This window comes from Oceanobacillus iheyensis HTE831 (genome assembly GCF_000011245.1).
GTDB classification, from domain to species: Bacteria; Bacillota; Bacilli; order Bacillales; family Amphibacillaceae; genus Oceanobacillus; species Oceanobacillus iheyensis.
This window is the reverse complement of sequence record NC_004193.1, coordinates 3,466,399-3,478,276: the sequence shown is the minus strand read 5'-3', so window position 1 is coordinate 3,478,276 and position 11,878 is coordinate 3,466,399. Positions and strand designations below refer to the sequence as shown.

The 11,878-nt window shown below is 31.2% G+C and carries 12 protein-coding genes and 1 riboswitch; of the genes, 8 read left to right on the top strand and 4 right to left on the bottom strand.

Annotated elements, in window-relative coordinates; translation table 11 throughout:
- Position 1: 1 nt before the first annotated feature.
- The 7 genes from OB_RS17015 to OB_RS16985 all read left to right on the top strand — a co-directional run bounded on the left by OB_RS17015 (position 2) and on the right by OB_RS16985 (position 8,541).
- The gene (locus OB_RS17015) at positions 2-2,017 is read left to right on the top strand and encodes a hypothetical protein (RefSeq protein ID WP_011067737.1); all 2,016 of its coding nucleotides are present in this window, start codon (positions 2-4) and stop codon (positions 2,015-2,017) included.
- 2 nt (positions 2,018-2,019) lie between these two features.
- Entirely contained in the window at positions 2,020-2,958 is a 939-nt protein-coding gene (locus tag OB_RS17010) for a hypothetical protein (protein ID WP_011067736.1), read from the top strand.
- A gap of 1 nt (position 2,959) precedes the next feature.
- The gene (locus OB_RS17005) at positions 2,960-3,637 is read left to right on the top strand and encodes a hypothetical protein (RefSeq protein ID WP_041544373.1); all 678 of its coding nucleotides are present in this window, start codon (positions 2,960-2,962) and stop codon (positions 3,635-3,637) included.
- A complete protein-coding gene (locus tag OB_RS17000) occupies positions 3,606-4,988 on the top strand; it encodes a DNA cytosine methyltransferase (RefSeq protein ID WP_011067734.1) in 1,383 nt (460 codons plus the stop codon). Before OB_RS17005 ends, OB_RS17000 begins: the two co-directional genes overlap by 32 nt.
- Positions 4,985-5,905, top strand: coding sequence for a PD-(D/E)XK motif protein (locus OB_RS16995; RefSeq protein WP_011067733.1), 921 nt, complete (start codon positions 4,985-4,987; stop codon positions 5,903-5,905). Before OB_RS17000 ends, OB_RS16995 begins: the two co-directional genes overlap by 4 nt.
- 69 nt (positions 5,906-5,974) lie before the next feature.
- Positions 5,975-7,258, top strand: a complete 1,284-nt coding sequence (locus OB_RS16990; RefSeq protein ID WP_152023726.1) for a restriction endonuclease PLD domain-containing protein — start codon at positions 5,975-5,977, stop codon at positions 7,256-7,258.
- Between the two features lie 170 nt (positions 7,259-7,428).
- Entirely contained in the window at positions 7,429-8,541 is a 1,113-nt protein-coding gene (locus OB_RS16985; RefSeq protein WP_011067731.1) for a DNA cytosine methyltransferase, read from the top strand.
- A gap of 98 nt (positions 8,542-8,639) precedes the next feature.
- Here the strand turns inward: OB_RS16985 and OB_RS16980 are convergent, their stop codons facing one another.
- The 4 genes from OB_RS16980 to OB_RS16965 all read right to left on the bottom strand — a co-directional run bounded on the left by OB_RS16980 (position 8,640) and on the right by OB_RS16965 (position 10,284).
- A complete protein-coding gene (locus tag OB_RS16980; RefSeq protein ID WP_011067730.1) occupies positions 8,640-8,969 on the bottom strand; it encodes a hypothetical protein in 330 nt (109 codons plus the stop codon).
- Between the two features lie 83 nt (positions 8,970-9,052).
- Entirely contained in the window at positions 9,053-9,514 is a 462-nt protein-coding gene (locus OB_RS16975) for a competence protein ComK (protein ID WP_011067729.1), read from the bottom strand.
- On the bottom strand, positions 9,511-9,786 hold the full coding sequence (locus OB_RS16970) for a helix-turn-helix domain-containing protein (protein WP_152023725.1): 276 nt from the start codon (positions 9,784-9,786) through the stop codon (positions 9,511-9,513). The genes OB_RS16975 and OB_RS16970 overlap by 4 nt, the downstream gene beginning before the upstream one ends.
- Before the next feature lie 228 nt (positions 9,787-10,014).
- Complete coding sequence (locus tag OB_RS16965; RefSeq protein ID WP_011067727.1) at positions 10,015-10,284, bottom strand: helix-turn-helix domain-containing protein; 270 nt, start codon at positions 10,282-10,284, stop codon at positions 10,015-10,017.
- Between the two features lie 81 nt (positions 10,285-10,365).
- Between OB_RS16965 and OB_RS16960 the strand changes: the two genes are divergently transcribed.
- Positions 10,366-11,559 carry an AIPR family protein gene (locus tag OB_RS16960; RefSeq protein ID WP_011067726.1) on the top strand — a complete coding sequence of 398 codons (1,194 nt, stop codon included), beginning with the start codon at positions 10,366-10,368 and terminating at the stop codon, positions 11,557-11,559.
- 197 nt (positions 11,560-11,756) lie between these two features.
- Positions 11,757-11,876, top strand: a riboswitch (SAM riboswitch).
- Positions 11,877-11,878: the final 2 nt, after the last annotated feature.

Genomic DNA, 11,878 nt, shown 5'->3' with positions numbered 1-11,878 from the left:
AATGGAAATTGAAATTTTACAAAATGATAGAATGGCTCAAGATGGACATTCAATATTAAGATCACTGCAAAATGATGAATTACACGCTCTTGATCTGCTAGTTCGTGAGTTTACACAGAACAGTCTAGACGCAGCAATTAATAAAGAAGCCGGAATAAAACTTGAAGTAGACACAGGGGAATTTAATAAGAGTAAGTTTTTAAAAGAAATTAATGGTTTCAATAATGATCTTGATAATGTTATTTGTGAAGATAATTATAAATATCTATCTTTAACGGATAAAATGACTGAAGGATTAACGGGCGAATTAATTTTTGAAAATATAGATACAGATCGACTTGGCAATTTAACTAAGTTAGTTTACTTATTAGGAGCAAACCAAGAGAAAGAAGGGGCAGGAGGTTCTTGGGGGCTTGGGAAAACTGTTTATTTTCGTATTGGGATCGGTATAGTCATTTACTATACACGAGTGAAAAATGAAAACGGGCGTTTCGAAGAACGTTTGGTTGCTAATATGGTTGAAGACCAAAAAACAAATAAAGAGTTTTTATTGCCGAAAGGTAGAGGTATAGCTTTTTGGGGTGAAAAATACAACGGAGACAAAACAAAACCAATAACGGATGCTAATTACATTAAAGATTTTTTAAATATGTTTGCGTTATCTCCATTTCACGGTGAAGAAACTGGAACAAGAATTATTATACCTTTTATAAATGATGAGAAACTTATGTCAAATTTAGAAGGAAAAACGAAATTGATTTTTGATGATGGAGAATATAGCATTGAATCTTATTTAACTAATTCGTTTAAACGTTGGTACTTTGCGAAATTAGATAATCATCAAGATAAGGTAGAAAATCCTATTCAACTCTTTATAAATAATGAAGAACTAAAGATAGATTCTTTTGAAAATATATATAAAGTTTTACAAGATTTATATAATATTGGTGTAGAGAATTTCACACTCAAAGATCATAAAACTAAAGGCCCATTAACAAATTTAGATATAAATATCAGAAGAATAGATATTAAACCGCAATCTAAAGTTGTAAAAGCTGGTAATCTTGTTTATACAACAGTTTCAAAAAATTTTATCGATAAGAAATTTATTAAATCTTACAGAGAATTGCTGGGCTTTTATAATGATAAAGAAGCGGAAGAACAAAATGTGGAATCAAAGGACTTATTGTTCACTTTTTTGAGAAGACCAGGAATGGCAATAAGGTATGAAGATTTTGGAGAATGGACAAAAAATATTGAATTACAAAGTAAAGATGAACGTTTAATTGCTGTCTTTATCCCGAATAGCAGTGAGTTGCTGAATGACAATGAAAAAGAACTGGAAGTAAAAACAATTGAAGATTATTTGAGGAAGTGTGAACGGGCGGATCATAGTGAATGGAATGATATAACTTTATCAAATACTCAATTAAATGTAGTGAAAAGGATAAAAAATCAAGTAAATACTTATTTAAAGAAAGAATTAAGCAATCAAATTTTTAAAGGTTCTATCAGTAATTCAACTTTGGGAAGAGTAATAGGAAGTCGTATATTACCTTCAATGGTATCAGGAAAGTCTCCAATTAGGAGAGAGCCCGGTGGACGTTCTAATACAAATTTAACTAATACTTCCGCAAAGCTTAACTTTCACATAACCCAGTTGATTCAAGATGGTGATGATTTAATTGCCAAGTTTAAATTAGTGCCCAACTCAAATAAAGAAGTAATTTATAATATAGAAATCTCTCTTGCTATTGAATCTGAAGATGGATCTGTTGACTATAAAGTGTGGGAAAATGAATTTGAAACTGTTTTTCCTTTTGAAATGATTGATATTGATTTGAATGTTACCAGTGATTTGAATGAACAAAATTTATATTCCGAAAAATTTAAAACATTGTATGGTTATAGACTAAATACACTTATTGCAGAAGAGACAGAAGGGAAACTTAGAATTAGATATAGAGACAGGAGTTTTAGACCAGCTATTGATTTTAAAGGAAACAAGGTGAGTTAACGATGGTAAATATGTTGGTTCAGCGCTTAGACGATAAACTATTTAAACAATTAGGCTACTCATACGTGGAAAAGGAATTTTATTATTATTTTGAATCAGAAAAAGTACTCTTAGAAAATAGTCAAGATGAGTTTAATGATGAAATAAATAAGCAAGAATTTCTGTTCAGTGGAGATCCGCAATGGAACCCTGAAATTCATCATTTAATGATGGATTATACTATCGTTCTAAATAATCCTATGTTCTTATTTGGTGCTGAAGGACTTACACACGAGCAAAATAATTTAGGATTAGCTATTGTTTTGAAAAGCAGAGATTCCAGTTACACAAAGGTTAAAAAAATTGGCTCCATTCAAAGAGAAGAAGAACAACAGTCATTTAGTATAAATCTTGACTTCGAACCTGCTTCACTTAGAGGGACTATAGAGTTTAATATTGTTATTTATTTAGAAAAAGCAATAGATAGATCAAATCTTTTACAAATTAATGAAGAGGGAGCAATTTTAGGAGAATTAGAAAGGTTTTATGTTCATCTTGATGGTGATGGAGCAGAATTTCCTATGCAAGAATTCGAGGATAAAGATGGTCCTCTATGGAAAACGAGTATATATGTTGACGATCCATTTATGGATTTATTTACATTAGACCACTTTTGTTTACATATAAATAAGGCTCATAAAAGGTACAGGGAGATAAATCCAGGATATAAAGTAAGTTTTAATAGACTATTAATCGAGATTATTAGCAGCGCTTTTGAGCAACTTATTTATTATTTGAAGTACGAATTAAACATGTTAAATGATATCCTTACCAAGGAAAGTGACTCTGGAACAATTGCCAGTGTAATTAAGTATTATTTTGATACTTATGAATGGGATTCATCCAACATTGATCAGCTATCAGCAATGGTAAGAGAATCATTTGAAAGTAGGGTATCATAATATGGAAACTCACCTAAAAAATATTTCTAAAATCAATGCCAAAAAGATCTTTGACAGTTTAGATGAAAAAACATTAATTAACTATAATGAATACGTAGAAAAATCTGAAATTTCAAGAGATCTAACAGCAATTTTTGAGAAAGTGCAAGAGCAAATTGGAAGTATTAACAATAATTCATATAAGTTTGATTTAAATTTTGGTATAGAAATGTATGAATTGTTATTCAACAAATATAAAGTTAGAGAAAGACATGCTTCAAATATGCAGTTGTGGTATGCGCTGCAATTAAAGGAAGTACCTCACATTGTTTATGCAAGATGGGGGCTTAAAGAAGAAAGATTTCTTCAGAACACTAGAAGAGTTTATTTATGGACATTATGGTGGTATATTCATATTTCTTGGCAAGGAAATAAAGAAAAAACTTTTCAAGTATTAGAGAAAAATAATACAGACACATTAGTCCAATTGGTAGAACGGATTGGAAGAAACGGTTATAGAATAGAGCTTTATAGAAAAATCATGTATTATCATCATCAACATCGTAAAGATGGAGAAAACAGAAATTTGATTAGAAAAGTAATGAAACTGAATACAATTAGGTGCAAAATTATTGAACCTGAACTACATGATGGAGGAATTGATCAATATGCATCAGATTTATTCAGCTACTTCAACTGATAAAAAGCTTCCTGAAGTTGTTGATTTATTTTCTGGGTGCGGAGGTTTAGCTTTAGGGTTTCAACTGGCAGGATTTAATATACGTAAGGGAATAGAGCTAGATAGAGATGCTTCTGATGTCGCTTCTTTCAATTTACATTGGAGACAAGGAAAACATGATAGGCATTTAAATAATGATATAACCTTATTAAGTGCAAATGAATTTTATAATGACCTAGATAGAAAAAATGATTTAATAGTAATCGGTGGTCCTCCTTGCCAAGCATATTCCAAAATTGGAAGGGCAAAACTTAAGTCTCTTGGTGAGGAGCGACGGCAAGAAAATGATGCCAGAGGAAAATTATATGAGAATTTTTTAGATTATGCTCTGCATGTTGATGCAAATGTAATAGTTATGGAAAATGTTCCTGAAGCTGTCAACTATGGAGGAGTTAATATCCCGGATACTGTTTGTGATATATTAATAAATAAGGGGTATGATGCAATTTGGACTGTCTTAAATGCAGCTGATTTCGGAGTTCCCCAAACAAGAGTGCGTTTATTCGTTATGGCAATAAAAAAGGATATTGGAAAGATAAAATTTATACCGGAACCGACCCATAAGCCTCATATAAATGTTAAGAGACAAAGTGTAAATGTTCGGTGGATGCAGTCTGAAATAAGAAACTCTAAATATTATAAACAGCCAAATATCCCGGATGAGACCCTTTCTGATTGGGTGACTGTCGGCGATGCTATAGGAGATCTGCCAAATCTGTTCCCGGTTTATAATCAAAAATATAAGAATTATAAACCTATGATGATGAAAGAATATAAATCTCCACCTCAAAATACATTTCAAAAACTAATGAGGATTAACAATAAAGTAGACAAGGTTACAGGCAATATGTTTAGAAATACAAAGCGTGACTTTTCCATTTTTGACAAAATGGAAGAAGGAGATAATTACCTTGATGCTCACAATATAGCAATGTCACTTTTAAGGAAAGAAATGCGGAAGTCAGGAATTACAAAAGAAAATGAGTTTGAATACCGTTTATTAAAGGACAGAATTGTACCTCCATATTCAACTGAAAAATTTGTGGAGAAATGGAGGAAATTATCTTCTGATAAACCATCACATACTTTAGTGGCTCATTTAAGTACTGATACATACAGCCATCTTCACCCTAGAGAGCCACGAGGTATTTCAGTTAGAGAAGCAGCCAGGCTACAGAGTTTTCCAGATGACTTTTTGTTTGATTGCAGTATGGGTGCTGCTTTTAAACAAATAGGAAATGCTGTGCCCCCGTTATTAGCAAAAGCGATTGCTGAGGCGATGAAAAAAAATATACAAGGGGGATGTATATGAACTATGTAAAGTTATTAAGAGAACAATACGAACTGTCTAACTATAATGCCGGGCCTTATTTTAGAATTGAATCAATTGATAATTCCAGTTTTCTCTTAAAGGCTAAGGATGAATATGGAGTAGCTATAGAAGTGGATAAAGAAGTTAAGTTAAATGAAAGGTTTAACCAATTAAGGCTTTATACAACTGAAGGTGAAATGGATGGAAAGGAAACCAATTTGTTGAACCTCTCAACAACATCTTTAGATTATGTTGATCAGTTTTTTATGGTTGCGGCTGACTACATTGATTTAAATAAGCGCCAATTATTAATGAAAGAACCTTTGGAATGGTGGGATAATTGGAGAGAACTACTAGGTAATGCAATAGTTGAGAAACCGGTGTATAGTGTCCTTGCAGAATTATTAGTTTTAAATTATTTACAAGACAGAATTAACCCAAACAATCTCAATTGGGTAGGGTATAAAGGAAGTACGTATGATATAAGTAAAGAAGATCTTGGTATAGAGGTTAAATCATCTATAAATAAATTTGATAACTCTATAACTATATCTAATCAATATCAACTTCATAGTGGTTTAACTCATGAAATATATGTTTTAAAATTTGAACCTTCTCAAAATCAAATTGGCATAACTATTGATGATATAGTTCTAGAACTAGTAAAGAATGGGTATTCAGAAAGAAAGGTTGAAAAGGGTCTGACTGAACTTAGACTTTCAAAAAATTCTGCTTCTCGACGTAAGAAGTTTATATTATTAGGATGCAAGAAATATAATATTAAAGATGTAGTTCCATTAAATGTTGAGCAGGCGATGAGTAATTTCTTAGATTTTGACTTAGTTAAAAAAATATCAGTAGAGATTGATTTATCTAATATAAAGAATGAAATAATAAAAATTACTGATAAATGTTAACAGCTTTGTTTCCAATTTTAGACGAAAATGACTTACCTGATAATAAATTTATTAAATAGTATAAGTTTGGTGATTATATTGTATTCCCCGTGGAGAGAGTTTTCTGCAAGTGATAAAGAAGAATATATAAAATATTTAAAGATATTTGGAGCGTTATCGGGTTTGTTCAAAGATAGTAAAGAAGGTAAAAACGCAAGTAAACCATATCTGTACTATCGAAATCACGAACAACTCTTTGCAAAAGTGTTTGATGTTGAAGATCTAACTCGAAAAGATTCAGCTTTTGATGCTGTAGCAAAGATTGAAGATCAGCGAATAGGTGTAGGTTTGAAGACTTGGATTCATTCAAGGGATTTAACTTATCAAAAAGTCGCAGAATTTAACAAAGTGGCACCTTTAGAATTAGCGCCTTTAATAGAAAATAAAGAGTACAGCAATCTAATTTATAAAATAGCTGAGCTGAGAAATGAACGGATTAAATTAGATCAGCGTCAATATAATACCGCTTTTGATATTTACCACAATATTACTCGAGACGATAATGTGATGAATATCATGGAAACTAGTTATGATTTAGTACAGCTAGATTCTTTAAAGATGATCGACCAGAATGGGAGGACATATACTTTTTCAGATGGCTTAAATAGGTATAAGTTTTATGCAAGTAAAAGTGTTCTTTTAAAAGAATTTGATGCATCTAAGGAAAAAATTTATGAAAGCATACCAATAATCCAAAAGGACGATCCGTTTGAAATTTTAAATTTAATTAAATTAAATAATTTTGATAGCAAAGAAAATGTTCAAAATTCTATTTACTTGCCAATTTATTCAGATAGAAATATGAAGGTAGAGGATAAGTCAGGATTTAACGCATGGAATGCAGCCCCTAAGAGTAAAGGGAGTCTTACACCTCGCCCTGAATTTGAAGCATACATTCCTATACCTAAGTGGATTCATCATACTTTCCCCAACTTTTTTGGTTTTAATGCGTTAAATAAAATAGAGAGAAATAATTCCAAGTCATTTAATCTTCATTTGCCGGATGGAAGGAAGATCAAAGCAATTGTAACTCAAGATTTTGGAAAAAGTTTGCAGACAAATCCTCAAAGTGTATTAGGTAAATGGATATTGCATGATGTACTAGGTCTTAAAAGTAGAGAGTTATTAACTATGGACCATTTAGTAAAATTAGGCGTGGATTCTCTGAAAATAACTAAAATAGATAATCAAAACTTTAAAATTGAATTAGCGGAAACTTATGCTTTTGAGCAATGGAAAATTGACTTTGAAGATGAAATTAAATCCAGCAATAGCAGATCTCCTAAGATGCGCCCGTTCCTTATGGTAGAATAGTTGAACAATAATTCTATATAATCCCAGCGTTTAATAATCTGTTTAATACCTATAGAACAAAGGTTTGTGATATAATAGTTTCCTATTAAATATTTAATTTAAGAGTGGTTTTATTATTTAGAGTAGCTAATTTCAATGTATTAGTTAAATATTTTGGGAGGCTTGTCAAAATGACGTATTCAGTTGCAAGCTTGTTTGCTGGTATTGGCGGAATTGATATAGGATTTGAACAAGCTGGTGCAAGAGTTATCTGGGCTAATGAAATGGATAAGCACGCTTGTGAAACGTATCGCCAAAATTTCGAGAGTAAACTAATTGAAGATGATGTAAGAAATATAAAAGAAAGTGACATGCCTGATGCTGATATAATAACTGCTGGATGGCCTTGTGTTGCATTTAGCATTGCAGGTAACAGACATGGTATGAAATATAAATGTAACAATTGTGAGCATGAACACAGTGTAACTTACGATGAGTATATACATGGAGTTACATGTCCAAAATGTGCTGGGCATACAGAAGCAATAGATCCAAGAGGGACACTTTTTTTTGATGTTATCCGCTTTATTCGCGCTAAGAATCCTGAAGCAATTTTTTTGGAAAATGTAAAAAATTTAAGAGGTCATGACAAAGGGAATACTTTTAAAGTAATTACTGAAATGCTTCAAGAAAGTGGTTATTATATAGATAGCAAAATAATGAATACAATGGATTATGGAAACATACCTCAGAACAGAGAGCGAATATTTATTGTAGGATTTAAAGATGAAGAGAAATATAATAAATTTCAATGGCCCCAAAAAATTGGACTTACAAAATCAATTGATAATGTAATAGATCGCAGCAAGAAGCAGGATGATGCTTATTATTATACGGAAGAAAGTCAATACTATTCAATGATCGTTGAGTCTATGAAAAATAGAAATACTGTATATCAGCTTAGAAGAGTCTATATGAGAGAAAATCAAAGCAATGTTTGTCCTACACTAACTGCAAATATGGGTACTGGAGGACATAATGTACCTCTTATAATGGATGACTGGGGATATAGAAAAATCACACCTAAAGAGGCACTGAAGTTTCAAGGTTTCCTTGTCGGTGAAAATTATAAAATTCCTGAAGATATGGCAAAAAGTCATTTATATAAACAGGCAGGAAATGCTGTAAGTGTTCCAGTAATCAGAAGAATTGCAACTAATTTATTGGAAGCATTAGGATTTGGAGAAACAGAATATAAAACGATTGAGAAAAATGAAAAACATGAGCAGCTTTCATTTAACTAAAGCTAGTTTACTTGTATTAAAAAATCACCTTACACTTGATAAGGTGATTTTTTTAACAAAATATTAAATTTGTCCCAAATGAAAATAATATCTAGTTCTCACATCAAAAATGAAAAAGGTTTTCTAGGTGGAGTTGTTGGATTCATAAGAAGTATCATATCTAAGGCGCTGATGTTAGGCAGGTTATCGATAAATTGATGCATCTCTGATGGTGTTTGAAACTGGAATGCTTCTAATTGTTGAATTGGTTCAAATTTTTGATTAGATTCATTATAAAACAGACGATAAAGGTGTAATACATACGCGTCTGTCTGTTCAGATAAACCAAGTATTCCTAAATTATTTTTTATCTCTGAAATAAAGGTAATTTCTACGTTCCTTCCCGTTATCAGTTCATCTGGAATTGATATATTATATTCATTTTCCATCTCACCACTCCTTTTTTTCTAGTTCTATTGTCTCACTTAATGCTTAATTCTGCAATGAATAATAAGAAATTTCTGATTAATAATTATTTTTTAATGCTATAAAAACAAGCTAAACAACGAGTCATTTGTTCTTTTAGAAATGGAGCAGGAAGGTTGATGTTGAGTTGAATACCATTTCGAAATGTAATCATTGAAGTAGGTTGATTTCTATCAGATTCTGACTGAATGGATTCGACGTGATGATAAAAGATCCAGTTACAATTAATATCTGTAGTAGCATGGGTGGGGAAAGCTATAATTTGGTGTGAAACACTAATCACAATAGGAACTTTTCGTTTGAAGCCAGTGTGGTAGTAAGTAGCGGCTTTTCTACCTTCATAAGTGGAATAATGATATAAACATCCTTCTCTGATTAGTTGAATAGGTAGTTTGTTTTGCTCTATTGTTTGATGTATTTCTAGAATGGTAGAGGAAACATTGAATCTATTTTTAGGTAAGATTGCCATTGTCAAAGGTGAAATACCAGCAAATGGTGGCGAGATCATTCAGAATCGACCTCAGAAGAATGCTGGCTCTTTAGTTTTCTCTCAAGTTCATCCAGTTCTTGAAATAGTCTATTTACATCTATATCAGTTGCTTTCCAATATTTAAACAGTGTAGTGACTAGTGGTGTTTTTTCGCCTCTTTCAAGCTTTCCTATGTGTTTGTCATCTAAATTACAAATTTCTGCTACTTCTTCTTGTGTTAATCCTTTTTTCTTTCTAGCTTCTCGCATTTTTGATCCCATAGTTTTACGTATTTCCTCATTGAAATTCAAGATAATTCTCCTTTTTAAGGAAAATTATCCAGTTCATATAAGAGAAAGAACACGTCCTGCAAGACCCTTTTTGTGTTTGATCATGAGTAAAGCATTAAATAATCTTATGCTTATACAGATTTATCTAAAGCTCTCCAGTTTTTATAGGAGGATTTTAACTTATATACAGTAATAGATTGTAAAGAGGTTCTAGAAATAATAAATTATTTTAAGAATAAAGTTAAACCATCAATTATCAAATATGCTAACTATAAACAAATCCAATAATTCTTCTAGATCTTTTTCTCCGAATACACTATTTCTATAAATTTTAATTATTGCTTCAATAGTCATACGGTTGTATCCATTTTCATAATTGCTGATTGTTTTAACAGATACATCCATGAGTTCAGCTAAGTCTGATATTGTCATTTTATTATGTTCACGCAATTCCCTTAATTTTAATCCCATTTTATAATAAGGGTCATTAATAAATTTATTTTTTTGTCTTTTAACCATAATTCAGGTACCATGGTTCCTTCCAAATAATTCTATTTAACAATATAATCTAAGTATAACAAAATATTAGGAGGAATTAAGTTGAAAAACAATAAATTTAGATTTAATTATAAAAAATATTCAAAATTAAAAAGTCCATATGAAGGTGATAATAGAGAAGTTTATCATTTGTGGGTAGACATTGAACAAATTCCAAGTGGATTTCCGACAGAGGTAAACCCTAGAGATGTAAAAACAAATACTAAAGTATATAGAAGAATAAAGGACGCTTTAACAGAGAGTACTCAATCTTTTTTTGTGAATAATAGAGGAATCTTAATTTCAGCTAAAAGTATTGGTATAGATGCTGTTACAAATGAAATTACACTTGATTTAGGTAGTGTTGATCAAACTGAAAAATATGGCGTTTTAGACGGAGGGCACACTTATCACGCTATAATAAAAAATAAGAAAAAGTTAGATCCAGATGAAAAACAATACGTACATCTAGAGATAATGAATAATGTAATTGAAATAGATGAATTATCGGCAGCTAGAAATACAAGTGTGCAAGTTTCAGACAAAGCTATAGCTGAATTGGCAAACAAGTTTGAATTTGTGAAAGAAAGTATTGAGAACGAACCATTTTCAAAAGATATTGCATACAGAGAAAACGAAGATAAGCGATTAGATACGGTAGATTTAGTAAGGTTGATGTATGCTTTCAATAAGTTTAAATATAAAGATAATAGTAATCAACCAATACAAGCTTATAGTGGTAAAGCGCAAGTTTTAAAAGATTATTTAGCTAATTATGACGGTACAACCAACAATTCTAGAAACGATTATGAACATATTGCTCCTTTATTACCAGAAATAGTGAAATTATACGATAAAATTGAATTAGAGATGGTAGAAGGTTATAAATTATCTAACCCAAAAGGACAGTTTGGAAAAGTTAAAGGTGTTGATAGAAAGGATAAAGGGGCGACTACAAGATATTATCAGAATCCTACACTTTATCATATAACACAGGGGTTTATATTCCCTATACTAGCGGCTTTTAGAGCTTTAATAGAAATAAAAGATAGTAATGTGCTAGAGTGGAGTGTTGATCCTTTGAGTGTATGGGAAAAAAGTAAATCTAAATTAGTTAATAATACAGTTGAGATGTCCAGACAATTAGGTAATAATCCTCAAAGTACAGGGAAAAGTAGTGCTCTTTGGTTACAAAATTATGATGCAATAAATTCTACAAAACTTCAAATACAAATTGAGATGTTACAAAGTAAGTGATTTCAATTAGGTAATAAAAAAAGGAGTTAATTTACCTCCTTTTTTTCTTTAATATATTCCCTTTTTAGATATATACATATATATGTAATTGGATGCTTATTCTGTCTTAAATGAGTTTTCAACTAGTATCCAAATCCCTTATTGACAATTAGTAAAAACCGTAATAGTATGATAATTAAAATTTAATACGCTAATATCTCTTATTGAGAGTGGCTGAGGGACTGGCCCTGTGACGCCCGGCAACCGTTCATCGTAATTCCAGTGATGAATAGGTGCTAAATCCTGCAAAATACGGACAGTATTTTGAGAAATAAGAGAG